Below are 26,994 nucleotides of genomic sequence, written 5' to 3' on the forward strand. Positions count from 1 at the left end.
TGGATCAGCGTCCCGCCGCCGCGCGCAGTCGGACGTCCGCGCGACGCTCGGCGTGGGCGTCGCCCTCCGCCTTCGCCTGTTCGAGCTTCCGCTCGGCGCGGTGGACGTCGATCTCGTCCGACAGCTCGGCGATCTCGGCCAGCAGCGACAGCTTGTTGTCGGCGAACGAGATGAAACCGCCGTGCACCGCGGCGACGACCGTCCCGCCGTCACTCGTACGAATGGTCACCGGGCCCGACTCCAGCACACCGAGCAGCGGCTGGTGACCGGGCATGACGCCGATGTCGCCGGACGTGGTGCGCGCGACGACCAGGGTGGCCTCGCCGGACCAGACCTCTCGGTCGGCCGCGACCAGCGCGACGTGCAGCTCAGCAGCCAAGGTGGCTCCTCGGGTCACCACCCGGCGGGAGAGCCGGGTGTTGGTTACAAGTCTAAGGGGCGTGCCGGAGGGGACGGGACGCGCCCGCCCCCTCCGGGTGGTGAACCGTGCGGCTCACCGCGAGCCGGGGCTCAGGAGACGCCCAGCTCCTTGGCGTTGTTCTTCAGGTCCTCGATGCCACCGCACATGAAGAACGCCTGCTCCGGGAAGTGGTCGTACTCGCCGTCGCAGATCGCGTTGAAGGCCGCGATCGACTCGTCCAGCGGGACGTCCGACCCGTCGACGCCGGTGAACTGCTTGGCGACGTGGGTGTTCTGGGACAGGAAGCGCTCCACACGACGGGCGCGGTGGACGACGAGCTTGTCCTCTTCGCCCAGCTCGTCGATACCGAGGATCGCGATGATGTCCTGCAGGTCCTTGTACTTCTGCAGGATGCTCTTCACGCGCATCGCGGCCTGGTAGTGGTCCGCCGCGATGTACCGCGGGTCGAGGATGCGGGACGTCGAGTCCAGCGGGTCCACGGCCGGGTAGATGCCCTTCTCGGAGATCGGACGGGAGAGCACCGTCGTCGCGTCGAGGTGGGCGAAGGTGGTGGCCGGGGCCGGGTCGGTCAGGTCGTCCGCGGGGACGTAGATCGCCTGCATCGAGGTGATCGAGTGACCACGGGTCGAGGTGATGCGCTCCTGGAGGAGACCCATCTCGTCGGCCAGGTTCGGCTGGTAGCCCACCGCGGAGGGCATGCGGCCGAGCAGGGTCGACACCTCGGAGCCCGCCTGGGTGAAGCGGAAAATGTTGTCGATGAAGAACAGCACGTCCTGCTTCTGGACGTCGCGGAAGTACTCGGCCATGGTCAGGCCGGCCAGCGCGACGCGCAGACGGGTGCCCGGCGGCTCGTCCATCTGACCGAAGACGAGCGCGGTCTTGTCGATGACGCCGGACTCGCTCATCTCGTCGATGAGGTCGTTGCCCTCACGGGTGCGCTCACCGACACCGGCGAACACGGAGACACCGTCGTGGTTGTTGGCGACGCGGTAGATCATCTCCTGGATGAGCACCGTCTTGCCGACGCCGGCACCGCCGAACAGACCGATCTTGCCGCCCTTGACGTACGGGGTCAGCAGGTCGATGACCTTGACGCCGGTCTCGAACATCTCGGTCTTCGACTCGAGCTCGTCGAAGTTCGGGGCCTTGCGGTGGATCGGCCAGCGCTCACCGGTGTACTGCTCGTCGACGTTCAGCACCTCGCCGAGGGTGTTGAACACCTTGCCCTTGGTGAAGTCGCCGACGGGGACGGAGATGGCCGCGCCCGTGTCGGTCACCGGGGCCTGGCGGACCAGGCCGTCGGTGGGCTGCATGGAGATGGTGCGGACCAGGCCGTCACCCAGGTGCTGGGCGACCTCCAGGGTCAGCGTCTTCAGCTCGCCCGCCTGCGCCGGGTCGGCGACCTCGACGTGGAGGGCGTTGTAGATCTCCGGCATCGCGTCGACGGGGAACTCCACGTCGACGACCGGGCCGATGACCCGGGCGACGCGGCCCGTGGCCGTCGCGGTCTCAACAGTGGTGGTCATTAGTTGTCACTCCCCGCGTTCGCGTCGGCCAGGGCACTGGCGCCACCGACGATCTCGCTGATTTCCTGGGTGATTTCGGCCTGGCGGGCCGCGTTGGCAAGACGGGAGAGCGTGTTGATCAGCTCGCCCGCGTTGTCGGTGGCCGACTTCATCGCGCGCCGGGTGGCGGCGTGCTTGGAAGCGGCCGACTGCAGCAGCGCGTTGTAGATGCGGCTTTCGACGTAGCGAGGCAGCAGGGCGTCGAGGACGTCCTCCGCCGACGGCTCGAAGTCGTACAGCGGAAGGATCTCGTCCTTCGCGCCCGACTCGGCGGCCACCTCGTCGAGGCTCAGCGGCAGCAGCCGGGAGCCGACCGCCGTCTGCGTCATCATCGAGACGAACTCGGTGTAGACGATGTGGAGCTCGTCCACGCCGCCCTCGGCCGTGTCCTTCTCGATGGCCTCGATGAGCGGCGCCGCGACCTTCTTGGCGTCCGCGTACGTCGGCTCGTCGGTGAAGCCCGAGAACGACTCCACGACCTTGCGCTCGCGGAAGTTGTAGTGGGCCAGACCGCGCCGGCCGACGATGTACGTGTCGACCTGGCGGCCCTCACGCTCGAGGCGCTCGGTCAGCTGCTCCGCCGCCTTGATGGCGTTGGAGTTGAAGGCACCGGCCAGACCGCGGTCGCTCGTGAGGAGCAGGACCGCGGCACGGCTCGGGCTGTCCGCCTCCGTGGTGAGCGGGTGCTTGGTGTTCGACCCGGTACCGACCGCCGTGACCGCGCGGGTGAGCTCCTGCGCGTACGGCGTGGAGGCCGCCACCTTGCGCTGCGCCTTGACGACGCGCGAGGCGGCGATCATCTCCATCGCCTTGGTGATCTTCTTGGTCGCGGTGACGGATCGGATGCGACGCTTGTAGACCCGGAGCTGGGCTCCCATGAGTCAGGTCCCTTCCTTACGTCACTTGGCGACGGACGGGGCGTCCTCGCCGAGCAGCTTGCCGTCCGAGGTCTCGAACTGCTTCTTGAACGCCGCGATCGCGTCGGCGACGGCCTGCAGGGTGTCGTCGGACATCTTGCCGCCCTCGCGGATGGAGGTCATGAGGCCCTGCTCCTGGCGGTGCAGGTACTCGAGCAGCTCCTTCTCGAAGCGGCGGATGTCGGTGACGGGCACCTCGTCCATCTTGCCGGTGGTGCCGGCCCAGACGGAGACGACCTGGTCCTCGGTGGCCATCGGCTGGTACTGGTTCTGCTTCAGCAGCTCGACCATGCGCTGACCGCGCTCCAGCTGCGACTTCGACGCGGCGTCCAGGTCGGAACCGAAGGCGGCGAACGCCTCCAGCTCGCGGAACTGGGCCAGGTCGACGCGGAGGCGGCCGGAGACCTGCTTCATGGCCTTGTGCTGGGCGGAGCCACCGACGCGGGAGACCGAGATACCGACGTTCAGGGCCGGACGCTGACCGGCGTTGAACAGGTCGGACTCCAGGAAGCACTGGCCGTCGGTGATGGAGATGACGTTGGTCGGGATGAACGCCGACACGTCGTTGGCCTTGGTCTCGACGATCGGCAGACCGGTCATCGAGCCGGCGCCCTCGGCGTCGGAGAGCTTCGCGCAACGCTCCAGCAGACGGGAGTGCAGGTAGAAGACGTCACCCGGGTAGGCCTCGCGGCCCGGCGGGCGGCGCAGCAGCAGCGACACGGCGCGGTAGGCGTCGGCCTGCTTCGACAGGTCGTCGAAGATGATCAGGACGTGCTTGCCCTCGTACATCCACTGCTGGCCGATGGCCGAGCCGGTGTACGGCGCCAGGTACTTGAAGCCGGCCGGGTCGGACGCCGGGGCGGCCACGATGGTCGTGTACTCCAGCGCGCCGTTCTCCTCCAGCGCGCCGCGCACGGACGCGATGGTGGAGCCCTTCTGGCCGATGGCGACGTAGATGCAGCGGACCTGCTTGTTCGGGTCGCCGGTGCGCCAGTTGTCGCGCTGGTTGATGATCGTGTCGACGGCCAGGGCGGTCTTGCCGGTCTGGCGGTCGCCGATGATCAGCTGGCGCTGGCCGCGGCCGATCGGGGTCATGGCGTCGACGGCCTTGTAGCCCGTCTCCATCGGCTCGTGCACCGACTTGCGCTGCATGACCGTGGGGGCCTGCAGTTCGAGGGCGCGGCGACCGCTGGTCTCGATCTCGCCGAGGCCGTCGATCGGGTTGCCGAGGGGGTCGACGACGCGGCCGAGGTAGCCCTCGCCGACGGCCACGGAGAGGACCTCACCGGTACGCGAGACCGGCTGCCCCTCCTCGATGCCGCTGAACTCACCGAGGACGACGCAACCGATCTCGCGCTCCTCGAGGTTGAGGGCGAGGCCGAGGGTGCCGTCCTCGAACTTCAGCAGTTCGTTGGCCATGGCCGAGGGCAGGCCCTCGACCTTCGCGATGCCGTCGCCGGCAAGGGTGACCGTACCGACCTCCTCGCGCGAGGCCGCGTCCGGCTTGTACGACTGGACGAAGTTCTCCAGTGCGTCCCGGATCTCCTCCGGCCGGATCGTGAGCTCCGCCATCTGAGTTCCCTGCTCTCCTTGTTGGGCCCGAAGTTTCACTTGGGGGGTATTCCACGAGTCGGGACTCCCCCCAATGAGAGGTGAATCCTCTGCACGGCCCAACCAGGGCCGTCGTAAGTACGTACTGCTACTGCTCTGTTACTGCTTTTGCTGTTGTCGCGCGTGGGCGTCAGCTCGCCAGTCGGCGGCCGGCGTCCTCCAGGCGGTCCGCGATGGAGCCGTTGATGACCTCGTCACCGACCTGCACCCGGATCCCGCCGAGGACCTCGGGGTCCACGTCGAGGTTGAGGTGCATCGGACGGCCGTAGACCTTCGCGAGGGCCGCGCCGAGGCGCTGCTTCTGCGTGTCGCTCAGCGGCACCGCCGAGGTGACCACGGCGACCATCCGGTCCCGCCGGTCGGCGGCGAGCTTGGACAGGGACTCAAGTCCCGACTCCAGGCTACGTCCCCGCGGTGCGGTGACAAGGCGCGTCACCAGACGCTCGGTGGTCCGCTCCGCCCGGCCGCCGAGCAGGTCGCGCAGCAGCTCGCCCTTGGCCGCGGTGGTGGCCGACCGGTTGGTGAGCGCGGCGCGCAGCTCGGTGTTGGAGGAGATGATCCGGCCGAACCGGAACAGCTCGTCCTCGACGTTGTCGAGCCGGCCCTGCTTCTGGGCGGCGGTGAGGTCGGCGGTGTTCGCCAGCTCCTCCAGCGCGTCCACCAGGTCGCGGGACTGCGACCAGCGGGAGCGCACCATGCCGGCCACCAGGTCGACGGCCGGGCCGCTGACCTGGGTGCCGAGGAGACGCTGGGCGAGTTCGGCCTTGGCCTCGCCGGCCTGCGCCGGGTCGGTGAGGACCCGACGCAGCGACACCTCGCGGTGGAGCAGCGCGGTGACGGAGGCCAGCTCGTCGGCGAGCGAGCCGGCGTCCACGGACGTGGAGTCCGTCAGCGCGTCGAGACGCTCGCGTGCGGCGGCCAGGGCCTCGCGGCTCGCTCCGTGCATCCCACTCATCGGGCTGCCTCTGCCGTCGTCGCCTTGTCGTCCAGCTCGTCCAGGAAGCGGTCGATCACCCGGCTCTGGCGGGCGTGGTCCTCGAGGGACTCGCCGACCAGCTTGCCGGCCAGCTCGGTGGCCAGCTTGCCGACGTCCTGGCGCAGCGCGGACGCGGCGGCCTTGCGGTCGGCCTGGATCTGGGCGTGACCGGCGGCGATGATCTCCTCACGCTGCCGCTGGCCTTCCGCGCGCATCTCGGCGATGAGCGTGGCGCCCTGCTCCTGCGCCTCCTGACGCAGTCGCGCGGCCTCGTGCCGGGCCTCGGCGAGCTGGGCCTTGTACTGCTCGAGGACGCTCTGGGCCTCGGTCTGCGCGGCCTCGGCCTTCTCGATACCGCCCTCGATGGCCTCGCGGCGCTCTTCCAGAACCTTGTTGATGTTCGGGAGGAGCTTCCAGGCGAGGAAGCCGAAGACGATGACGAAGGCGATCAGACCGATGATGAGCTCGGGGATCGGCGGAACGAGAGGGTTCTCCGTCTCCGCCGCGAGCTGAACCATGGGGTTCACATCAGTGCCTTTCGTCTAAGTGGCTTGTGGTCTGCCTGAGATCAGGAGCCGTAAACGAACGGCATGACCAGACCGATCAGGGCGAGCGCCTCACAGAAGGCGAAGCCGAGGATCTGGTTGGCGCGGATCAGGCCGGCCGCCTCGGGCTGACGGGCGAGGGCCTGGGTGCCGTTACCGAAGATGATGCCGACGCCGACGCCGGGGCCGATGGCAGCGAGGCCGTAACCGATGGAGCCGAGGGCCTTCAGGTCACCGGTGACAGCGGCAAGGGTCTGGGACATGCCAGTTCTTCCTTTTCTTTACGGACCGGTGGGGGTTGGCCACCGGACGACCAGGTGTTGGGGGTGCGGGACGCTCAGTGGTGCTCGGCGAGGGCGCCCTGGATGTAGGTGCAGGTCAGGAGAACGAAGACGTAGGCCTGCAGTGCCTGGATGAAGAGCTCGAAGGCCGTCATCACGATCGTCATGATGAACGAGACACCGGCGTAGGCGAAGCCGATGCCGTTCAGCAGGTACCAGCTGGCGATCGTGAAGAGCAGCAGCAGCGTGTGGCCTGCGAACATGTTGGCGAACAGCCGCACGGCGTGCGTGAACGGACGGACCAGCAGGTTCGAGAAGAACTCGATGGTCATGGAGAGCGGCAGCACGGCGCCGAGCGACTTGTCGTAGCCCGTGACGTTCTTGAAGAAGCCGACGAATCCGTGACGCTTGAAGGTGAGCGAGACCCACAGGATGTAGACGATCAGGGCCAGCACCAGCGGATACGAAATGATGCCGGTGACCGGGAACTGGGCGACCGGGATGATCGACCAGAGATTCATCATCCAGACGAAGAAGAAGAGCGCGACGACCAGCGGGACGTACTTCTCACCCTCCTTCTTGCCGATGGTCTCGTACACGACACCACGTCGGATGAAGTCGTAGCCGGCCTCGGCGACCATCTGGAGCTTGCCCGGGACAACCTTCGGCTTGCGGAAGGCCGCCCAGAAGAACGCGACGATGACGATCGAGCCGAGCAGCGCCAGCAGCATCGTCTTGTTGAAGTAGACGCTGCTGTCCGCGTCACCCCAGAGGGGTTCGAACAGGAACGAGTGCAGGCCGGGAGCCGGGAAGCCACAGCCGTCGAAGATGTGGCAGTCGGTCTCGAAGGCGAGCACCTGCGTCGGGTCAGCACTCACCGCGGGCTCCTTCAGCGTGGCGCATGGATACGGCAACCTCGTTGTGTCGGCGCGGCGCAGGGCCGCTGTTCGGCACGGGACTGGTGTTACGGGTGTGGGGGCGGCTGTGGGGCATCTCGCCTCGCGATTCAGCAGGCGTCAGCCGAGATGCCCGCGCCCGCGATGCCGCAGTTGGCACCGGACGATAGCAGGACTTCACATGCCTCTTTATCCCGGCCCTACCCCTCACGACGAGTGGCCCGTCTTTTCGGGCTTTTCGCCCTTCGGTTCGGGCTCGACGTAGAGGATCTTGGCCTTCATGTGCGCCCGCGTCTGCGCGGCGATCCACGCGAGCGTGACGGCGACCAGAGTGATCGCGAAGGACCGGGGGTTGAACAGCGTCGTGTTCTTGAACGCGGCGAGGAAGACGAACAGCAGCAGGATCTGTGCCGCGTAGAGCATCAGGCCCATCGCCTGGAAAAGGTGCGGAAGCGATTTGGCGGTGCGCTGCAGGACGTAGAGGCCGATCCCCATGAAGAGCATCGCAACCACGGTCGCGACGACGGCTCCGACCGCGCCCTTGCCACCGGCGACCACGGCGCTGACGACGGCGGCTACAGCGCCGACGGCAGCCGTGGGCACGGCAGCCTGAAGCAGGATCCGGACGTCATTGGACGGCATGGCGGCAACTCCGCTTTCAACACACAGGGGGCAGGTGTCGTCATGGACGAGCGTAGCCCCGAGCCGGACGAGGTCCTGACTTACAAGAGACCGTCGCACTACGGTCCTTGGGCTCTACCCGGGGGATACTCGTGAACCGTATCACAAACTATTTGATGAGGTCTTTACCTCTGGGTGTGCTTGCTGTCACACGTGAGAGTGACCGTGCGCGTCTGTGCAGTTACGAGGCCAACTTGTCTGGTAATGCGGCATTTTTCACGCTCACCTTGTACGCGTGCGAGACCCGACGGCGGTCGCTCCGTTGACGCCCGAGACGCCCACGGTGACGGGAACGCGTTCCTCGTCCGCGGCGCCCTCGGCCCCGTCCTCGCCCTCGCCCGCGTTGGCGGCGGCCGTCCGGCGACGCCGCCGGTAGCGCGGCGGCACGAAGCCCTCGGCCCAGCGGGGGGCGCGCGGCGTGAAGCGCGGCAGCAGGAGCAGGACCAGACCGATCGCGCTGAGGAAGACGACGCCCAGCACGATCCACATCGACGCCGCGTTCACCGAGTAGGCGAGCGCGCCGAACGCGATCAGCGCCGAGAAGAAGTACATGATCAGCACCGCGCGGCTGTGCGAGTGGCCGATCTCCAGCAGGCGGTGGTGCAGGTGCCCCCGGTCCGCGGCGAACGGCGACTGGCCGCGCCAGGTGCGCCGCACGATCGCCAGGATCAGGTCGGCGGCCGGGATGGCGATGATGGTCAGCGGCATCAGCAGCGGGATGTAGACCGGCACCATCTGGTGCACGGTGTTGCGCTCGGAACCGCCGAAGAGGCTGTCCGGGTCCACCTGGCCGGTGATGGAGATCGCGCTCGCCGCCAGCACCAGGCCGATCAGCATCGAGCCCGAGTCGCCCATGAAGATGCGCGCGGGGTGGATGTTGTGCGGCAGGAAGCCCAGGCACATGCCCATCAGGATGGCCGCGAACAGCGAGGCGGGCGCCGCGGCCTCGATTCCGTACGAGTACCAGATCCGGTAGGCGTACATGAAGAACGCGGCCGCCGCGATGCACACCACGCCGGCCGCGAGACCGTCGAGGCCGTCCACGAAGTTGACCGCGTTGATGGTCACGACGACCAGCGCCACCGTGAGGAGCGTTCCCTGCCACTGGGTCAGCGCGACCGTGCCCACGGTCGGGATGGGAAGCCACAGGATCGTCAGACCCTGCACCACCATCACACCGGCGGCGATCATCTGACTGCCCAGCTTGATCAGGGCGTCGATCTCGAACTTGTCGTCCAGGACGCCGATCAGCCAGATCAGGGCGGCGCCGGAGAGCAGCGCCCGCGGTTCGTTGGACTTCTCGAAGACCTGGTGGAGATTGGTCAGGTGGTCGGCGACCAGCAGACCCGCGCACAGCCCGAAGAACATGGCGATCCCGCCGAGCCGCGGGGTGGGTTCCCGGTGCACGTCACGTGCCCGGATCTCCGGCATCGCTCCCGCCACGATCGCGAACTTCCGTACCGGCCCGGTCAGCAGATACGTCACCGCGGCCGTGACGCAGAGCGTCAGCAGGTATTCACGCACGGGCTTCCCCACAGGTCTCGCTGGCCATTCCCGGCCTCACAGCCTAGCGATGCAGGCATATGGATGAGGACTTCCGGGTAGCGACGATGGTTGCACGTGCGGCTGTGCACGCGTGTGCGCCTACCCTGCCTCATTCCGGATACGGGGGAAACTCCGTGACCAGATCCCGTACGTCGTCCCGTGCCGCGGCGGCCTCGGTGTCGCCCCTGAGCACCCCGGCGAGCAGCGTGGCCACCGCCCGCATCTCCCGCTCCCCCATGCCCTGCGTGGTCACCGCCGCCGTGCCCAGGCGCAGCCCACGGGCGTCGCCGTGCGGCAGCGCGCAGCAGTCCAGGACGATCCCGGCCGCCGCCAGCCGTCCCCGCGCCGCCTTCCCGTCGACGCCGAGCGGGGCGGGGTCGACGGTGAGCAGGTGGGTGTCCGTACCGCCGGTGGTGACGAGCAGTCCCTCGGCGGCCAGGTGGGCCGCGAGGGTCCGCGCGTTGGCGACCACCTGGTGGGCGTACGCGGCGAAGGCGGGGGTGGCGGCCTCCCCGAAGGCGACGGCCTTGGCGGCGATGGTGTGCATCTGGGCGCCGCCCTGGGTGAAGGGGAAGACGGCCCGGTCGACCCGCTCGGACAGTTCGCTTCCGCACAGGATCATGCCGCCGCGAGGTCCGCGCAGCACCTTGTGCGTGGTGGCGCACACGATGTCGGCGTACGGCACCGGGCTGGGCGCCGCTCCCCCGGCGACCAGGCCGATCGGGTGCGCGGCGTCCGCGATGAGGTAGGCGCCCACCTCGTCGGCGATGGCGCGGAAGGCGGCGTGGTCGAGGTGGCGGGGGTAGGCGATGGAGCCGCACACGATCGCCTTGGGGCGGTGGCTGCGGGCCAGGGTGCGCACCTGGTCGTAGTCGATCAGCCCGGTCTCCGCGTCCACGCCGTAGCCGACGAAGTCGAACCAGCGGCCGGAGAAGTTCCCCGGCGAGCCGTGGGTGAGGTGGCCGCCGTACGGCAGGCCCAGGGCGAGCACGGTGTCGCCGGGGCGCAGCAGTGCGGCGTAGGCGGCCAGCACGGCGGAGGAGCCGGAGTGCGGCTGCACGTTGGCGTGGTCGGCGCCGAACAGCGCCTGGGCCCGCTCCGCGGCGAGCCGCTCGGCGACGTCGACGATCTCGCAGCCGCCGTGGTGGCGGGCGCCCGGGTAGCCCTCGGCGTACTTGTTGGCCAGCGGCGAGCCGAGGGCGGCCAGCACGGCGGGGGACGTGAAGTTCTCGGCGGCGATCAGCTGGAGGGTCGTCGACTGCCGGCGGCCTTCGGCGAACAGGATCTCGGCCAGCTCGGGGTCCTGGCGCAGCAGGACGCCGAGCGAGCTGTCATCGGCCTCGAGGATGTCGTGGGTGACCGACATGGTGCGCTCCGGGCATGCGTCGACGGTGACGTACGACCAATGTAGGCCCGCAAGCCCCACCCCGCCTCACGCCCGCGCCGGAACCCCCGTCAGAGCCGTCACCACGGGTTCGAGTGCCTGGTGTATCTCCTCGCCGATCGACCGGAAGAAGGGCAGCGGGGCGCCGTACGGGTCGTACACCTCGTCCGCCTCCACCGTGGGGGCCAGGAGCCACCCGCGCAGCGCGGCGGCCGCGCGGACCAGGGCGCGGGCGCGGGTGACCACGCCGTCCTCCAGGGGAGGGAGCGTCGCCGGGTCGATGGCGTTCACCAGACGGGTGAACTCCTTCAGGGTGAAGGTGCGCAGGCCCGCCGAGTGGCCCATGGAGATGACCTGGGCCCGGTGGTCGCGGGTCGCGGTGAGCACCAGGTCGGCGCGGATCACGTGCTCGTCGAGCAGCTCGCGGCCGGTGAAGCCGGCGGGGTCGGCGCCGAAGTCCGTGAGGACCGTCTCGGCGTTCGCCTCCATGGGGGCGCCTTCGTGGCCCCAGGTGCCGGCGCTCTCCACGATCAGGCCGCCGCCCAGCACGCCGAGCCGCTCCTGCACCGCGTGCCGGGTCAGCCGCTCGGTGATGGGCGAGCGGCAGACGTTTCCGGTGCTGACGTGGAGGATGCGGAAGCTGTCGCGCGGGAGTCCGACGAACGTGGTCGTGATCTCCGCGGCGCGTTCCCCGTTGCCTATGCCACGCCCCGTCTCAGGGGCCGTCAATTCGCCACCTCGAGGTCGGGTACCACCTTGCGCAGCTCCTCCGCCGACAGCGCGCCCGCACGCAGCAGGACGGGCACCTCGCGGGTGACGTCGACGATGGACGACGGGACGATGCCGGGCGTGGGCCCGCCGTCGAGGTAGACGGAGACGGAGTCGCCGAGCATCTGCTGGGCGGCGTCGCAGTCCTCGGGGGCCGGGTGGCCGGTCAGGTTGGCGGAGGAGACGGCCATCGGGCCGACCTCGGTGAGCAGCTCGATGGCGACGGGGTGCAGCGGCATCCGCACGGCGACCGTGCCGCGGGTCTCGCCGAGGTCCCACTGCAGCGACGGCTGGTGCTTGGCGACCAGGGTCAGCGCGCCGGGCCAGAAGGCGTCGACCAGTTCCCAGGCCATCTCGGAGAAGTCAGTGACCAGGCCGTGCAGGGTGTTCGGCGAGCCGATGAGGACGGGCGAGGGCATGTTGCGTCCGCGGCCCTTGGCCTCCAGCAGGTCGCCGACGGCCTCCGGGGCGAAGGCGTCCGCGCCGATGCCGTACACGGTGTCCGTCGGCAGCACCACGAGCTCGCCACGGCGGACGGCGGACGCTGCCTCGCGCAGACCGGTCACTCGGTCGGTCGAGTCGTTGGTGTCGTATCGCCGTGCCATTTAGCGGGCCTCCTCGTACACGTACTGCGGGATCGAAGTCAGCGGGGTGCGGTCGCTCACGGCAGTGCCTTGCGGGCGGTCGCGAACCTGGGCCGGTTGTTGAGGTCGGGGTGGTCGGCCGCGTCGGCCCAGCCCCGCTCCTCGGTGAAGATCCACGGCACCTGGCCGCCCTGGGTGTCGGCGTGCTCGACGACGACCACGCCGCCGGGGCGCAGCAGGCGGTGCGCGGTGCGTTCCAGGCCGCGGATCAGGTCGAGGCCGTCCTCGCCGGAGAACAGGGCCAGCTCGGGATCGTGGTCGCGGGCCTCGGGGGCGACGTACTCCCACTCGGTGAGCGGGATGTACGGCGGGTTGGAGACGACCAGGTCGACCTGGCCGTCGAGGTCGGGGAAGGCGGTCAGGGCGTCTCCCTGGCGCAGGTCGACCCTGGACCCCTCCATGTTCTTGCGCGTCCATCTGAGGGCGTCCTCGGACAGCTCCACGGCGTGCACGCGGGAGCGCGGCACCTCCTGGGCGAGCGCGAGCGCGATGGCGCCGGAGCCGGTGCACAGGTCGACGATGCACGGCTCGACGACGTCCATGGCGCGCACCGCGTCTATGGCCCAGCCGACGACCGACTCGGTCTCGGGGCGGGGCACGAAGACGCCGGGGCCGACCTGGAGTTCCAGGTAGCGGAAGTAGGCGCGGCCGGTGATGTGCTGGAGGGGCTCACGCGCCTCACGCCGGGCGACGACCTCCCAGTACCGGGCGTCGAACTCCGCGTCCGGCACGGTGTGCAGCTCGCCCCGCTTGACGCCGTGCAGATACGCGGCGAGTTCCTCCGCGTCGGTGCGCGGCGAGGGCACGCCGGCGTCGGCCAGCCGCTGGGTGGCCTGGGCCACCTCCATGAGCAGCAGGTTCACGCTGGTCCTCCGGGGCTGAGCTGTGGTCCGGTGCGGGTGGTGCGGCGACGCTCAGGCGGCGGCGAGCTTGGCCGCCGAGTCCGCGTCGACGCAGGCCTGGATCACCGAGTCGAGGTCGCCGTCCAGGACCTGGTCCAGGTTGTACGCCTTGAAGCCGACGCGGTGGTCCGAGATGCGGTTCTCCGGGAAGTTGTACGTGCGGATCTTCTCGGAGCGGTCGACGGTGCGGACCTGGCTGCGCCGGGCGTCCGCGGCCTCCTTCTCCGCCTCCTCCTGCGCCGCCGCGAGCAGCCTGGAGCGCAGGATACGCATCGCCTGCTCCTTGTTCTGCAGCTGGCTCTTCTCGTTCTGGCAGGAGGCGACGACTCCGGTCGGGATGTGCGTGATGCGCACGGCGGAGTCGGTGGTGTTGACGGACTGGCCGCCGGGCCCCGACGACCGGTAGACGTCGATGCGGAGGTCGTTGGGGTTGATCTCGACGTCGATCTCCTCGGCCTCGGGGGTCACGAGGACACCCGCCGCGGAGGTGTGGATGCGGCCCTGTGACTCGGTGGCCGGCACCCGCTGCACGCGGTGCACGCCGCCCTCGTACTTCAGCCGCGCCCAGACGCCCTGGCCGGGCTCGGTGGCGCCCTGGCCGCCCTTGGTCTTCACGGCGACCTGGACGTCCTTGTAGCCGCCCAGCTCGGACTCGGTGGAGTCGATGATCTCGGTCTTCCAGCCGACCCGCTCGGCGTACCGCAGGTACATGCGCAGCAGGTCGCCGGCGAAGAGCGCCGACTCGTCGCCGCCGGCGCCGGCCTTGATCTCGAGGATGACGTCCTTGTCGTCGCTGGGGTCGCGCGGGACCAGCAGCAGGCGCAGCTTCTCGGTGAGTTCCTCGCGCTGCTTGTCCAGCTCCTTGACCTCGGCGGCGAAGTCGGGGTCGTCGGCGGCGAACTCGCGCGCGGTCTCGATGTCGTCGCCGGTCTGCTTCCAGGAGCGGAACGTGGCGACGATCGGGGTCAGCTCGGCGTACCGCTTGTTCAGCTTGCGCGCGTTGGCCTGGTCGGAGTGGACCGACGGGTCGGCGAGCTTCTTCTCCAGGTCGGCGTGCTCGGCGACGAGATCCTCGACGGCCTCGAACATCTTGGGCTCCTGCTTACTGCTTGGGAAGGGGAAGGCGGGCGACCAAAAACGCCGGTCCCGGCGCTCCCCGCGGAGGGGATGCGGCCGTGGACCGGCGGTTGGAGGCTCGCTACTTCTTGGAGCCGGCAGCCTTGCCGAAGCGGGCCTCGAAGCGGGCCACGCGGCCACCGGTGTCGAGGATCTTCTGCTTGCCCGTGTAGAACGGGTGGCACTCGGAGCAGACCTCGGCCCGGATGGTGCCGGACTCGATGGTGCTGCGGGTGGTGAACGACGCGCCACAGGTGCAGCTGACCTGCGTCTCGACGTACTCGGGGTGGATGTCGCGCTTCAAGGTGTCTCCTACTGTTCCGGGAGGGCGCCGGGTCGCAGCCGCGGGATGCGGAAGCGTGAACCGGAGCCGACGTACCAGTCTGCCAGGACTGGCGCCATCCCCCAAAACCGGGGGTTGCGGTTGTCTATTCCCCGCGGGCCGGTGGGGGCTGGTCGCGCAGTTCCCCGCGCCCCTTACGGGGCGCTGTTCACCACGCCCTTCGCTTCACCCGTGGCCGTGCCCTCCGTGGCCGACTTCGGGATCGGGCGGTCGTTCCGCAGGGCCGTCCAGACCTGCTGGGCCTTGTCCTTCTCGACCAGGACGCGGTTGGCGTCGGCGGGGTCGTAGATCACCGGCATGGTGACCATGTGCATCTTGTCCGGGCCGATGCCCTTCAGGCCGCTCGCGAAGGACATCAGGGAGTTCACCGAGCCCAGGTCGGAGTCGGTGGTGACGGTCTTGGTGGCGGTGTCGGCGATGTCGTACAGCTTCTTGGGGTTGCCGAGCAGGCCGATGTCCTTGACCTGGTGGACGAGGGCCTTGACGAAGGCCTGCTGGAGCTGGATGCGGCCGAGGTCGGAGCCGTCGCCGACGCCGTGCCGGGTGCGGACCAGGCCGAGGGCCTGCTCGCCGTCGAGCCGGTGGGTGCCGGCCGTGAGGTCGAGGTGGCTGTCGGGGTCCTTGATGTCCGCGGTGGTGGTGACCTGGACGCCGCCGAGGTCGTCGATGAGGTTCTGGAAGCCGCTGAAGTCGACCTCCAGGTAGTGGTCCATGCGCAGGCCGCTGATCGACTCGACGGTCTTGACGGCGCAGGCGGCGCCGCCGGTGGAGTAGGCGGAGTTGAACATCACGCCGTCGGCGGCGGGGTGCTCGGCGCCGTCGGTGTCGGTGCAGTCGGGCCGGTCGATGAGGGTGTCGCGCGGGATGGAGACCACGCTGGCCTTCTTGTGGCCCTTGTAGACGTGCACGATCATCGCCGTGTCCGAGCGGGCGGTGCCGTCGTCGGTGCCGCCGCCGAGCTTCTTGTTGCCGCCGGAACGGGTGTCGGAGCCCAGGACCAGGATGTTCTCCGAGCCGTTGTCGGCCTTCTCGGGCCGGTCGGCGCCGAGCGCCTGGTCGATGTCGACGCTCGTGAGGTTGCCGTTGAGCTTGAAGTACAGGACTCCGGCTCCGGTGCCGCCCAGGACCACGATGCCCGCGGCGCTCCAGGCCGCGACGAGCAGGGCCTTGCGCCGCTTGGCCGTGGGCTTGCGGCGGCGGCCCTTGCCCCGGCGGCCGTGGCCGGGGGTGCGGGACTGGCCGGGGCCGGGTATCGCGGGATCCGGCGTGCTCTCGGCGGACATGGGCTCCTCGGTGTTCGTCCGGTCGGTTACCCCCTGCGCTCAGGGTCGGGTCGGTCGGCTCCGCGGATTCGGCGCCGGTACCTCACCATGGTCCCTCCGTAGCTCAGACGGCGGAACTCGGGACAGGGTTGCACAACGGTCTGTGGCGACCCGGTGGGGAAACGGTGACGGAGCGTGTCCGGTGCTCCGGGGCCCGCAGCGCTGACCTGGGATTCCGCGGGCACCGGTCCGTACTGCCGGGGACGGGCTCCGGGCCGGCGCGTGTGGCGAAGGTCGCAGCCGCGGCCCGGCCGAACGGCGAAGGGGCCGCCCCCGGAGGGGAGGCGGCCCCGCGGGGATCGTCCGCTCAGCCGAAGAGGTTGAACGCGTTCCAGCCGCCGCCGACCCGGACCCGGGTCTTGAACGTGGCCGTGCCCGAGGCGCCGGTGCCCTTGTACAGCCACATCACACCGGAGCTGTCGCGGGCCAGCAGGTCGGGCCTGCCGTCCCCGGTGGTGTCACCGGCGGTGGCGAGGGCACTGTAGGCGCTCCAGCCGCCGCCGACCTTGACCCGGCTGCCGAGCGCCGGCGCGGCCTTCCCGGTGCCCGGGTACAGCCACAGGACGCCCGAGCCGTCCCGCGCCAGCAGGTCGGACCTGCCGTCGCGGTTGTAGTCGCCCTTGCCGGTGATCGTGAACGAGGCCCAGCCGCCGCCGATCCGGACACGGCTGCCGAAGGTGCCGTCGCCCTTGCCGGGGTAGAGCCACAGGACGCCGTCCTTGTCCTTGGCGACCAGGTCGGGCAGGGCGTCGCCGGAGAGGTCGCCCGGGACGCGGAGGTCCTTCATCGCGTTCCAGCCGCCGCCGACCCGGATCGACTCGTAGCTGTCGACCCCGTCGAAGGCGAGGGTGTACAGCACGCCGTCCGAGGCGCGGTACACGTAGTCCTGGTAGAAGTCGCGGTCCAGGTCGCCCTGGCGCACCAGGTTCACCCCGCCCCAGTCGCCGAGCGAGAGTCGGTTGGCCAGGTAGGGCGCTCCGTCGCCGACGGAGTAGTACTCGTACGCCTCCCCGCCGGGGGTGCGTGCGAACAGGTCCGCCAGGCCGTCGAAGTCGAGGTCGGTGTCGTCGACGCGGGAGTTGACCTCGCCGACGTAGGAGCTGACCTTGGCGTAGACGGCGTAGGCGCCCGATGCGACGCAGTCCTCGACGCCCCAGGACACCACTCCGGCGATCCGGCCGTTGACCACGAGCGGGCCGCCGGAGTCGCCGTTGCACGGGGAGACCGTACCGGCGTCCTGCCCCGAGGCCGCGTCACCGGCGCAGGCCATCTGGCCGGGCACGAAGTCGGAGCCCCAGAACGAGGTGCAGGAGGCGTCCGGGCGCATCGGCACGGTCGCCTTCCTCAGCGTCGGCGAGATGTCCTGGCTGGTGGAGCTGGTGCGCCCCCAGCCGTAGACCGTCGCCGGGGTGCCGTTGGCGTAGGAGGCGGTGTCGCCGCTCGTCGTGGGCCGCAGAGTCTTGTACGGCAGCGCCTCGGTCAGCGTGAGCACCGCCAGGTCGCCGCCCGAGGTGGTGCTCGGCCGGTACGTGGGGTTGACCCATTGGCGCCATACGCCGACGGGCCGGCCGCCGTGCAGGCCCGTGTCGTCGGGGAGCTGGGCGGTGCCGGCGACGATGGTCCCGTTTTCCGTCCAGTCCAGGCCGTACACGCAGTGCGCGGCGGTCAGGACCTTCGCCGGGGCCACCAGGGTGCCGCCGCAGAAGTAGCCCTCGTCGTCGGCGGGGTCGTCGTTGCCCTTGTCGTCGTAGTAGTGCAGCTGCACCATCCACGGCGCCTCGGAGATCGACGCGTCCTTGCCGCCGATGATCTTCGGGTCGACCCGGCCGGACGGGGCCCCGGTGCTCGCGGTGGCCTCCGGCTGCGCGCCGGGAGCGGTCGCGGTGCCGTTCTTGAGGGCGGCCCCGGAGTCCATGGCGCGCTGCGCCAGCTCGGCGGGGGACGCGGTGGCGGGCCGTTCGGTGACGGCCGGCCGGGGCGGGACGGGGGTCCCGCCGGACGCCTGGGCGGGGACGGCCGCGAGGACCGCGCCCGACAGGGCGAGTGCGGCGGTGGCCGCGGGAAGAGCCAGCCGGGCTCTTCGAGGGGTAGATGTCACTCAGGTCTCCTGTCGCGGTAGACGCAGGCAGGAGAGAACGGCCCCCGGGTGCGGGCGCGTGAAGGCAGCACTGATCACCCTGTGGGCGTATCCGAAAATACGTTCCCCCCCCACTGCAGTGCGCTGATCCTACAAGCCCGACAAGCCGGAAGTCCCGCCCCGTCACCGGTGTGACGAAGCGGGACTTCCGTACGGCTGTCGGGCCGGCGGTGACTCAGTCGCCGTTGCCGGGCGTCGGAGTCGTCTTCTGGATCTGCATCAGGAACTCGGCGTTCGACTTCGTCTGCTTCATCTTGTCGAGGAGCAGCTCGATCGCCTGCTGCTGGTCCAGGGCGTGCAGCACCCGGCGCAGCTTCCAGGTGATGGCGAGTTCGTCGCTGCCGAGCAGGATCTCTTCCTTACGGGTACCGGACGCGTCCACGTCCACCGCGGGGAAGATGCGCTTGTCGGCGAGCTTCCGGTCGAGCTTGAGCTCGGCGTTGCCGGTGCCCTTGAACTCCTCGAAGATGACCTCGTCCATGCGGGACCCGGTGTCCACCAGCGCGGTGGCGAGGATGGTCAGCGAACCGCCGTCCTCGATGTTGCGGGCCGCACCGAAGAAGCGCTTCGGCGGGTACAGGGCGGTCGAGTCGACACCACCGGACAGGATACGGCCGGAGGCCGGGGCGGCGAGGTTGTACGCACGGCCCAGACGCGTGATCGAGTCGAGCAGCACGACGACGTCGTGACCCAGCTCCACCAGGCGCTTGGCGCGCTCGATGGCCAGCTCGGCGACCGTGGTGTGGTCCTCGGCCGGGCGGTCGAAGGTCGAGGAGATGACCTCGCCCTTCACCGACCGCTGCATGTCGGTGACCTCTTCCGGACGCTCGTCGACCAGGACGACCATCAGGTGGCACTCGGGGTTGTTGTGCGTGATCGCGTTGGCGATCGCCTGCATGATCATGGTCTTGCCGGTCTTCGGCGGGGCCACGATCAGACCGCGCTGGCCCTTGCCGATCGGCGCGACCAGGTCGATGATGCGGGTGGTGAGGACGCCCGGGTCCGTCTCCAGGCGGAGGCGGTCCTGCGGGTACAGCGGCGTCAGCTTGTTGAACTCCGGCCGGCCGCGGCCGTGTTCGGGGGCCATGCCGTTGACGGAGTCCAGGCGCACCAGCGCGTTGAACTTCTCGCGGCGCTCGCCCTCCTTGGGCTGGCGCACGGCACCGGTGAGGTGGTCGCCCTTGCGCAGGCCGTTCTTGCGGACCTGGGCGAGGGAGACGTACACGTCGTTGGGACCGGGCAGGTAGCCGGAGGTCCGGATGAACGCGTAGTTGTCGAGGATGTCGAGGATGCCGGCGACCGGGATGAGGACGTCGTCCTCGTTGATCTGCGGCTCCTGCTGGATGTCGTCGCGTCCACGACGGCCCCGGCGGTCCCGGTAGCGCCCGCGGCGTCCGCGGCGGCCGCTGCCGTCGTCGTCGTAACCGTCGTCGTGCTGCTGGCGGTCCTGGCGTCCGCCGCCGCCCTGCTGCTGACGGTCCTGGCGGCCGCCGCCCTGGTTCTGCTGGTCGTCGCCCTTGTTGCGCCGGTCGCGGCCGCCGCGGTCGCCACGCTCACCGCGGTCACGGCGGTCGCGACGGCGGCCCTCGCCGCCCTCGCCGTCGGAACGGGCGTCGCCCTGGCCCTGGTGGCCCTGCGTCTGCTGCTGCGCGGCGGAGGCGTCGGCCTTCGGCTCGGCGCGGGTCTCGACGGCCACCGTGTCGGTGCCGCCGGACGGGCTGCCCGCGTCGGCAGTGGCCCGGCGACGACGGCGCTCGGAGGGGGCGTCGTCGGCGGGGGCGGCCTGCTCGGCCGAGGCGTTGACCTTGGGGGACGGCTGACCGGGGATGTCGATCTGCTGCTGGGCGGCCTTGTCGGCGGCCGCCTTGTCCGCCTTCTTGTCGGCCTTGCCGGCCTTCTCCGCCTTCTCGGCGGGTGCCTCGTCGCCCGTACGGGTCCGGGAGGTGCTGCGGCGCTTCGGCTTGGTCTCGCCGGCGGTGTCCGCGGCGGGCGCGGCCTTGGCGGGGGCTCCCCCCGCGGCCTGCGCCTCCTTGATGACCTCGATCAGCTGGCTCTTGCGCATACGCGCGGTGCCCCTGATGCCGAGGCCGGATGCGACCTGCTGCAGCTCGGCCAGCACCATGCCCTCGAGGCCGGTACCGCGGCGCCGCCGGGAGCCGGCACCGGTGGCAGGCGCGGAGGCGTCCGTGGCGGGCGCGGCAGCGGTCTCCTCGACACGTGCGCCCATCAGATCGGTGGTGTCGCTCACGAAGGGTCCTTCCCTGGAGCGGACGTCGGCCTGTCTGGCTCGGCGACCGGTTGTGCTGTCCGGCTTCGGTCCTTGCTGTGCGAACCGTGCCGGGGCGGTGGTCCGCCTGAACGGCGGAAGAGATATCTGGTGATGGCGCTTCCCCTAGCCGTGGCACCCGGTGTCTGTGTCAGGCGGCGTGGTCGCACCGGTTCCGAAACTCCCCCAGAGGGGGTAACCCCCTCTGACGGGCCGCTCAATGCCCGTGATGGCCGTACTGATCACGTACGACATCCACTGCACAATGCGGCTTGGGGGGCTCCCGGAAGAATGTCTGTCCCGGACGGGGACACGAGGCACCTCGCCATGGTGGGGTCGGGTGCAGACTTGAGGTTAACACTACCGGATCCAACAAACATTCCCCCTCTCGAAATCCGGCAACCGTCCGCGTCAGGTGTCACTGGCGGTCGCCAGGGGCAGGACGATCGCGCCCTGCTGGTCCAGGCCGAGCCGGTTGGCCGCCCAGTCCGTTCCGGCCAGCGCCTCGACCTTGTCGGCCGTGTCGGCGTCGGCCAGTGCCATCACCGTGGGTCCGGCGCCCGAGATCACCGCGGGGATGCCGTCACCACGCAGCCTTTCCACCAGCGCCGCGCTCTCCGGCATGGCCGGTGCCCGGTACTCCTGGTGCAGGCGGTCCTCGGTGGCCGGCAGCAGCAGCTCGGGGCGCCGGGTGAGGGCCTCGACGAGCAGCGCGGCGCGGCCGGCGTTGGCGGCGGCGTCGACGTGCGGGACGCTGCGCGGGAGCAGTCCGCGCGCGGTCTGGGTCAGGACCGGCTTCCCGGGCACGAAAACCACCGGAACGATGGAATCGGCGGGCTCCATCCTGATCGCCCGGGCGGCGCCGGACTCCATCCAGGACAGGGTGAAACCGCCCAGCAGACAGGCCGCCACGTTGTCGGGGTGGCCCTCGATCTCGGTGGCGAGGTCGAGCAGCGCGGCGTCGTCGAGGCGGGCCTCGCCGCCTATGGTCACCGCGCGCGCGGCGACGATGCCGGCGCAGATGGCCGCGGAGGAGGAACCGAGGCCGCGGCCGTGCGGGATGCGGTTGGCGCAGACGATCTCCAGGCCGCGCGGCTGTCCGCCGAGCAGGTCGAAGGCGGTGCGCAGGGAGCGGACGAGGAGGTGCTTCTCGTCGCGCGGGAGGGTCTCGCTGCCCTCACCGGCGATGTCGATGTGCAGCCCGGAGTCGGCCACCCGGACGACCACGTCGTCGTAGAGACCCAGCGCGAGGCCGAGGGCGTCGAAGCCCGGGCCGAGATTGGCGCTGGTGGCGGGGACGCGCACCCTGACGGCGGCGGCGCGGAAGGCTGGACCGGCCATCGCTCGATGACTCTCCTTGAGCTGCGTGACTGTCGAGAACTGGCGTGACTGTCGAATGACATTCGATGACGGTGACGTACCGAACCCTGGGCGCGACGTGGGGACGGCGCGGCACCGCGGCATATGCGGCAGGCGGGTTAGGTACAGCCTATCGAAGGAAGGTTCTGTGGCGACATAGGGCGCACAGGAGGCGCACGATGCGTGTCGTAAGCCCCCTGTGCACCCCCTGTCGGTGGCATTCCCGGCCGGGCGTCGCTTACGCCCTCTTACGCCGGTCGCGTCGCACGGGTACGGCGCTCGGAGCGGGCCGAACCGCTCAGACCAGGCCGAGCCGCTCGGCCGCGGTCGCCGCGTCGACCGGGACGGTGACCGGCTGCGGGGCGCCCGCGACGGCCCAGTCCGGGTCCTTCAGCCCGTTGCCGGTGACGGTGCACACGATGCGCTGCCCCGGGTCGACCTTGCCCTGCTCGGCGGCCTTCAGCAGACCGGCCACCGACGCGGCGGACGCGGGCTCCACGAAGACGCCCTCCTGGGAGGCCAACAGCCGGTAGGCGCGCAGGATCTCACGGTCCGTCACCTCGTCGATGGCGCCGCCCGACTCGTCGCGCGCGGCGAGCGCGAAGTCCCACGAGGCGGGGTTGCCGATCCGGATGGCGGTGGCGATGGTCGACGGGTCCTTGACGACCTCGCCGCGCACGATCGGGGCACTGCCGGAGGCCTGGAACCCCCACATGCGGGGCCGCTTCGTGCTGACCTTGTCGGCGGCGTACTCCTGGTAACCCTTCCAGTACGCGGTGATGTTGCCCGCGTTGCCCACCGGCAGGACGTGGATGTCGGGCGCGTCGCCGAGCATGTCCACGATCTCGAAGGCGGCCGTCTTCTGCCCCTCGATACGCACCGGGTTGACCGAATTGACCAGTGCCACCGGGTAGTTGTCGCTGAGCGCACGGGCCAGCGTGAGGCAGTCGTCGAAGTTGCCGTCGACCTGGAGGATCTTCGCACCGTGCACGAGGGCCTGGCCCATCTTGCCGAGCGCGATCTTGCCCTGCGGTACGAGCACGGCGGAGACCATGCCCGCGCGCACGCCGTAGGCGGCGGCGGAGGCGGAGGTGTTGCCGGTGGAGGCGCAGATGACGGCCTGCGCACCCTCCTCCTTGGCCTTGCTGATGGCCATGGTCATGCCGCGGTCCTTGAAGGACCCGGTCGGGTTCGCCCCCTCGACCTTGAGGTGGACCTCGCAGCCCGTGCGCTCGGAGAGCACCTGCGCGGGCACGAGCGGGGTGCCGCCCTCGCGGAGCGTCACGACGGGCGTGCTGTCGGAGACGGGCAGCCGGTCCCGGTACTCCTCGATGATTCCGCGCCACTGGTGGGTCATTGCTGGTTACTCTCCTTCAACCCGCATGATGCTGGCGACACCCCGCACGGTGTCGAGCTTGCGCAGCGCCTCGACCGTACCGCCGAGGGCGGCGTCGGACGCGCGATGGGTGACGACGACGAGGGATGCCTCGCCGTCCTTGCCGGACTGCCGCACGGTGTCGATGGAGACACCGTGCTCCGCGAACACGGTCGCGACCTGGGCGAGCACGCCCGGTTTGTCGGCCACGTCGAGGCTGATGTGGTAGCGCGTGACGACATCGCCCATCGGGGAGACGGGCAGCGCCGCGTACGCGGACTCGCCGGGTCCGGTGGCTCCGCCGATCCGGTTGCGGCACACGGCGACGAGGTCGCCGAGCACGGCGGAGGCGGTCGGGGAGCCGCCGGCGCCGGGCCCGTAGAACATGAGCTGTCCGGCGGCCTCGGACTCCACGAACACGGCGTTGTAGGCCTCGCGCACGTTGGCCAGCGGGTGGCTGAGCGGGATCATCGCGGGATGCACGCGCGCGGTGACCGATCCCCCGTCCGCCGCCCGCTCGCAGATGGCGAGCAGCTTGATGGTGCAGCCCATCTCCCTGGCGGAGGCGAAGTCGGCCGCGGTGACCTCGGTCATGCCCTCGCGGTAGACGTCGTCGAGGCGCACGCGCGTGTGGAAGGCGATCCCGGCGAGGATGGCGGCCTTGGCGGCGGCGTCGAAGCCCTCGACGTCGGCGGTCGGGTCGGCCTCCGCGTACCCGAGGGCGGTGGCCTCGTCGAGGGCCTCCTGATAACCCGCCCCGGTCGTGTCCATGGCGTCGAGGATGAAGTTGGTCGTCCCGTTCACGATGCCGAGCACCCGGTTGACCTTGTCGCCGGCGAGGGACTCGCGCAGCGGCCGGATCAGCGGGATGGCACCGGCGACGGCGGCCTCGTAGTACAGGTCCCTGCCGTGCTCGTCGGCGGCGGCGTGCAGGGCGGCGCCGTCCTGGGCGATGAGCGCCTTGTTGGCGGAGACCACGGAGGCGCCGTGGGCGAAGGCGGTGGTGATGAGCGTCCGCGCGGGCTCGATCCCGCCGATGACCTCGACGACGACGTCGATGTCCCCCCGCTTGACGAGGGCGGTGGCGTCGGTGGTCACGAGGGCCGGGTCGATGCCCTCGCGCACCTTGTCGGGCCGCCGTACGGCGACACCCGCGAGCTCCACCGGGGCCCCGATCCGGGCGGCGAGGTCGGCGGCGTGCGTCGTCATGATGCGCGCCACCTCTGAGCCGACCACTCCACAGCCCAGCAGCGCCACCTTCAGCGGACGCGTACGCATCATCCGACCTCGTTTCCTCTTACCGTCTACGGTGGGACCAGTCTCACGCACCGGACGGGATTTTCTGCCTTTCGTCCGGATCGTGAGACGTTTATTTCATTTTCGGAGGGGTCGCGGACCGGAAGATCTTCACCCGCCCCCTCCTCCCTCAGGGGCTCCTCCACCGCGGGGCGTCACCCGACGTCGAGACGCAGCAGATCCTCCTCGGTCTCCCGCCGCACGATGACCCGGGCCGCGCCGTCCCGCACGGAGACGACCGGCGGGCGCAGCGCGTGGTTGTAGTTGCTGGCCATGGAGCGGCAGTACGCCCCCGTCGCCGGTACGGCGACCAGGTCACCGGGTGCCAGGTCCCCCGGCAGGAAGGCGTCCTTGACCACGATGTCCCCGCTCTCGCAGTGCTTGCCGACCACGCGCACGAGCATCGGCTCGGCGTCCGAGGTGCGGGAGACGAGGGCGACGCTGTACTCGGCGTCGTAGAGCGCGGTGCGGATGTTGTCCGACATCCCGCCGTCCACGGAGACGTACGTCCGCAGCCCGTCGAGCGGCTTGACGGTGCCGACCTCGTACAGCGTGAAGGCGGTGGGCCCGACGATGGCCCGGCCGGGCTCGACGGAGATGCGAGGGGTGGCGAGCCGGGCGGACTCGCACTCCCTCGTCACGATCTCGGTGAGCGCCTTGGCGATCTCGTGCGGCTCGCGGGGGTCGTCGTCACTGGTGTACGCGATCCCGAGGCCGCCCCCGAGATCGATCTCGGGCAGTTCGACCCCGTGCTCGTCCCGGATGTCCTTGAGCAGCCCCACGACCCGGTGCGCGGCGACCTCGAACCCCGACATGTCGAAGATCTGCGACCCGATGTGCGAGTGGATCCCGATCACCTCGAGCCCGTCGAGCTGCAGGGCCCGCCGCACGGCTTCGGCGGCCTGCCCGCCGGCCAGCGGAATCCCGAACTTCTGGTCCTCGTGGGCGGTGGCGATGAACTCGTGCGTGTGCGCCTCGACCCCGACGGTGATCCGGATCTGCACCCGCTGCCGCTTGCCGAGGGACTGGGCGGTGTGCGCGACCCGCACGATCTCCTGGAAGGAGTCGAGCACGATCCGCCCGACCCCGGCGCGGACGGCGCGCTCGATCTCCTCCGGCGACTTGTTGTTGCCGTGGAAGGCGATCCGCTCGGCGGGCATCCCGGCGGCGAGCGCGGTGGCCAGCTCGCCCCCGGAACACACGTCGAGGTTGAGCCCTTCTTCGTGCAACCACCGCACGACGGCGCGCGACAGGAAGGCCTTCCCGGCGTAGAAGACGTCGGCGTCGGCCCCGAAGGCGGTGCGCCAGGCCCGCGCCCGGTCCCGGAAGTCGGCCTCGTCGAGGATGTAGGCGGGCGTGCCGTACTCCTCGGCGAGCTGGGTGACGGGCAGTCCGCCGACGGTGACGACACCGTCCGCGTCCCGCCCCACGGTGTGGGCCCAGACCTTGGGATCGAGGGCGTTCAGATCGTCCGCGGGAGCGGAGTAGTGCCCTTCGGGCAGAACATCGGCGTGACGGGGCCCGGCGGGGTGTGCGGAACGGCTCATGGCGTCTTCGGTGCTCTCTCAGAGGTGGTCGGGTGCGTCGATACCGAGGAGGGCCAGGCCGCCGGCCAGCACCGCCCCGACGGCTTCGGCGAGCGCCAGCCGGGCACGGTGGGCGGCCGAGGGTTTCTCCCCGCCGCGCGGCAGCACGGTGGGCAGGAACGGCAGCGCGGCGTCGGCGACGGTGACGAGATGCCGGGCGAGCCGGTCGGGGGCGCGGTGGTCCGCGGAGGCGGCGAGGACACGGGGGTGGTCGGCGAGAGCGGCGAGGATTTCCTGCTCGGTGCTCTCGCCGAGGGGGCCCGGTGCGGCGGTGAACCCGAGGTCGGCGGCGTTGCGGCCGGCGGCACGGGCGCGGGCGTGGGCGTACCGCACGCGGAAGAGGGGGTTGCTCTCACGCTGGACGAGGTGCTCGTCACCGGTCCGGGGCCGGTCGTGGGCCGCGGGGTGGAGCAGGGCCCAGCGACCGGCGTCGCGGCCGAGGGACATCGGGTCGGCGGTCTCGGAGGCGGGGACGGGCCGGACGTTGACGGGGAGCTCTGCGGGGGCGTGACCGACGGCGTCGACGCTGACCCCGAGGACGGAGGCCCACGCGGGCTCGAATCCCTCGGCGCTCACCCGCACCAGCGCCCCCTGGGCCCGCAGCAGCCGCGCGGATACTTCAGCGACGACGACGGCACGCAGGTCGTGCGGACAGTGCAGCTGCACGACGCGCCCGTCGGCGTGGTCGGCGTACCCGTACCGCTCCCCGCGGCGCAGGACCTCACCGACGATCCCGGCGACGGAGGAGGCACCGTCGAGGCTGATGTTGATGAATCCAGGCCCGGTGAGGACGACGTCGGTGATCCCGTCGGCCCCGAGGAGGTGGGGCCGCAGCACCTCGGCGACCTTCAAGGGCGGCTGTCCGGCCGGCCGGGCCAGCTGGAGGGCGATGCCGGTGGCGTAGTCCCCGCACCCTCCGGGCCCCGGCGGCGTGACCACGGCACGCGTCGGCACGGCCACGCTCAGCTCCCCCGCGTCGACGGCGCGACGTACCGCGTGCAGCACGGTGCGGGAGAGTTCGACGGGGGTCACGGGACAAGCGTATGGGAGGAGGGGGG

Annotated in this window: 24 protein-coding genes; all 24 read right to left on the bottom strand. The window is 70.4% G+C overall.

Features of this window, described 5'->3' with window-relative positions; translation table 11 throughout:
* Positions 1-4: 4 nt before the first annotated feature.
* Positions 5-379: a F0F1 ATP synthase subunit epsilon gene (locus ACZ56V_RS00325; RefSeq protein ID WP_030187277.1), complete on the bottom strand. Its 375-nt coding sequence runs from the start codon at positions 377-379 to the stop codon at positions 5-7.
* 131 nt (positions 380-510) lie between these two features.
* Positions 511-1,947, bottom strand: a complete 1,437-nt coding sequence (atpD, locus tag ACZ56V_RS00330) for a F0F1 ATP synthase subunit beta (RefSeq protein ID WP_398912927.1) — start codon at positions 1,945-1,947, stop codon at positions 511-513.
* The gene (locus ACZ56V_RS00335; RefSeq protein ID WP_356360536.1) at positions 1,947-2,864 is read right to left on the bottom strand and encodes a F0F1 ATP synthase subunit gamma; all 918 of its coding nucleotides are present in this window, start codon (positions 2,862-2,864) and stop codon (positions 1,947-1,949) included. The genes atpD and ACZ56V_RS00335 overlap by 1 nt, the downstream gene beginning before the upstream one ends.
* A 21-nt stretch (positions 2,865-2,885) precedes the next feature.
* Complete coding sequence (atpA, locus tag ACZ56V_RS00340) at positions 2,886-4,475, bottom strand: F0F1 ATP synthase subunit alpha (protein ID WP_398912930.1); 1,590 nt, start codon at positions 4,473-4,475, stop codon at positions 2,886-2,888.
* Positions 4,476-4,644: 169 nt separating this feature from the next.
* Positions 4,645-5,460 carry a F0F1 ATP synthase subunit delta gene (locus ACZ56V_RS00345; RefSeq protein ID WP_468939326.1) on the bottom strand — a complete coding sequence of 272 codons (816 nt, stop codon included), beginning with the start codon at positions 5,458-5,460 and terminating at the stop codon, positions 4,645-4,647.
* A gap of 5 nt (positions 5,461-5,465) precedes the next feature.
* Positions 5,466-6,008: a F0F1 ATP synthase subunit B gene (locus tag ACZ56V_RS00350; protein WP_398912932.1), complete on the bottom strand. Its 543-nt coding sequence runs from the start codon at positions 6,006-6,008 to the stop codon at positions 5,466-5,468.
* 50 nt (positions 6,009-6,058) lie between these two features.
* Entirely contained in the window at positions 6,059-6,298 is a 240-nt protein-coding gene (locus ACZ56V_RS00355) for an ATP synthase subunit c family protein (protein WP_005311859.1), read from the bottom strand.
* Positions 6,299-6,372: 74 nt separating this feature from the next.
* Entirely contained in the window at positions 6,373-7,194 is an 822-nt protein-coding gene (gene atpB / locus ACZ56V_RS00360; protein WP_104631692.1) for a F0F1 ATP synthase subunit A, read from the bottom strand.
* 225 nt (positions 7,195-7,419) lie between these two features.
* A complete protein-coding gene (locus ACZ56V_RS00365) occupies positions 7,420-7,854 on the bottom strand; it encodes a hypothetical protein (protein WP_030187255.1) in 435 nt (144 codons plus the stop codon).
* A gap of 261 nt (positions 7,855-8,115) precedes the next feature.
* Positions 8,116-9,417, bottom strand: a complete 1,302-nt coding sequence (locus ACZ56V_RS00370; protein ID WP_467381601.1) for an MraY family glycosyltransferase — start codon at positions 9,415-9,417, stop codon at positions 8,116-8,118.
* Between the two features lie 130 nt (positions 9,418-9,547).
* On the bottom strand, positions 9,548-10,804 hold the full coding sequence (locus ACZ56V_RS00375; protein ID WP_467381603.1) for a serine hydroxymethyltransferase: 1,257 nt from the start codon (positions 10,802-10,804) through the stop codon (positions 9,548-9,550).
* 66 nt (positions 10,805-10,870) lie between these two features.
* Positions 10,871-11,551: an arsenate reductase/protein-tyrosine-phosphatase family protein gene (locus ACZ56V_RS00380; protein ID WP_358742204.1), complete on the bottom strand. Its 681-nt coding sequence runs from the start codon at positions 11,549-11,551 to the stop codon at positions 10,871-10,873.
* The gene (locus ACZ56V_RS00385) at positions 11,548-12,195 is read right to left on the bottom strand and encodes an L-threonylcarbamoyladenylate synthase (protein ID WP_059301456.1); all 648 of its coding nucleotides are present in this window, start codon (positions 12,193-12,195) and stop codon (positions 11,548-11,550) included. Before ACZ56V_RS00385 ends, ACZ56V_RS00380 begins: the two co-directional genes overlap by 4 nt.
* A 56-nt stretch (positions 12,196-12,251) precedes the next feature.
* On the bottom strand, positions 12,252-13,097 hold the full coding sequence (prmC, locus tag ACZ56V_RS00390; protein WP_104631696.1) for a peptide chain release factor N(5)-glutamine methyltransferase: 846 nt from the start codon (positions 13,095-13,097) through the stop codon (positions 12,252-12,254).
* 51 nt (positions 13,098-13,148) lie between these two features.
* The gene (prfA, locus tag ACZ56V_RS00395) at positions 13,149-14,225 is read right to left on the bottom strand and encodes a peptide chain release factor 1 (RefSeq protein ID WP_398912939.1); all 1,077 of its coding nucleotides are present in this window, start codon (positions 14,223-14,225) and stop codon (positions 13,149-13,151) included.
* Between the two features lie 109 nt (positions 14,226-14,334).
* On the bottom strand, positions 14,335-14,556 hold the full coding sequence (gene rpmE, locus ACZ56V_RS00400; RefSeq protein ID WP_015657814.1) for a 50S ribosomal protein L31: 222 nt from the start codon (positions 14,554-14,556) through the stop codon (positions 14,335-14,337).
* Between the two features lie 173 nt (positions 14,557-14,729).
* A complete protein-coding gene (locus tag ACZ56V_RS00405) occupies positions 14,730-15,878 on the bottom strand; it encodes an LCP family protein (RefSeq protein WP_468938073.1) in 1,149 nt (382 codons plus the stop codon).
* A 346-nt stretch (positions 15,879-16,224) separates the two neighbouring features.
* Positions 16,225-18,015 (bottom strand): trypsin-like serine protease, encoded by a 1,791-nt coding sequence (locus ACZ56V_RS00410; protein ID WP_468938074.1) that lies wholly within the window; start codon positions 18,013-18,015, stop codon positions 16,225-16,227.
* 214 nt (positions 18,016-18,229) lie between these two features.
* The gene (gene rho, locus ACZ56V_RS00415) at positions 18,230-20,302 is read right to left on the bottom strand and encodes a transcription termination factor Rho (RefSeq protein ID WP_468938077.1); all 2,073 of its coding nucleotides are present in this window, start codon (positions 20,300-20,302) and stop codon (positions 18,230-18,232) included.
* Between the two features lie 429 nt (positions 20,303-20,731).
* Positions 20,732-21,661 carry a homoserine kinase gene (gene thrB, locus ACZ56V_RS00420; protein WP_398912946.1) on the bottom strand — a complete coding sequence of 310 codons (930 nt, stop codon included), beginning with the start codon at positions 21,659-21,661 and terminating at the stop codon, positions 20,732-20,734.
* A 316-nt stretch (positions 21,662-21,977) separates the two neighbouring features.
* Positions 21,978-23,036 carry a threonine synthase gene (thrC, locus tag ACZ56V_RS00425; protein WP_059301448.1) on the bottom strand — a complete coding sequence of 353 codons (1,059 nt, stop codon included), beginning with the start codon at positions 23,034-23,036 and terminating at the stop codon, positions 21,978-21,980.
* A gap of 6 nt (positions 23,037-23,042) precedes the next feature.
* On the bottom strand, positions 23,043-24,335 hold the full coding sequence (locus ACZ56V_RS00430; protein WP_198601373.1) for a homoserine dehydrogenase: 1,293 nt from the start codon (positions 24,333-24,335) through the stop codon (positions 23,043-23,045).
* A gap of 170 nt (positions 24,336-24,505) precedes the next feature.
* Complete coding sequence (gene lysA / locus ACZ56V_RS00435; protein WP_356360503.1) at positions 24,506-25,897, bottom strand: diaminopimelate decarboxylase; 1,392 nt, start codon at positions 25,895-25,897, stop codon at positions 24,506-24,508.
* Positions 25,898-25,915: 18 nt separating this feature from the next.
* Positions 25,916-26,968, bottom strand: coding sequence for an ArgS-related anticodon-binding protein NrtL (gene nrtL / locus ACZ56V_RS00440; RefSeq protein WP_398912949.1), 1,053 nt, complete (start codon positions 26,966-26,968; stop codon positions 25,916-25,918).
* Positions 26,969-26,994: the final 26 nt, after the last annotated feature.

This window comes from Streptomyces sp. NPDC034099 (assembly GCF_055575415.1).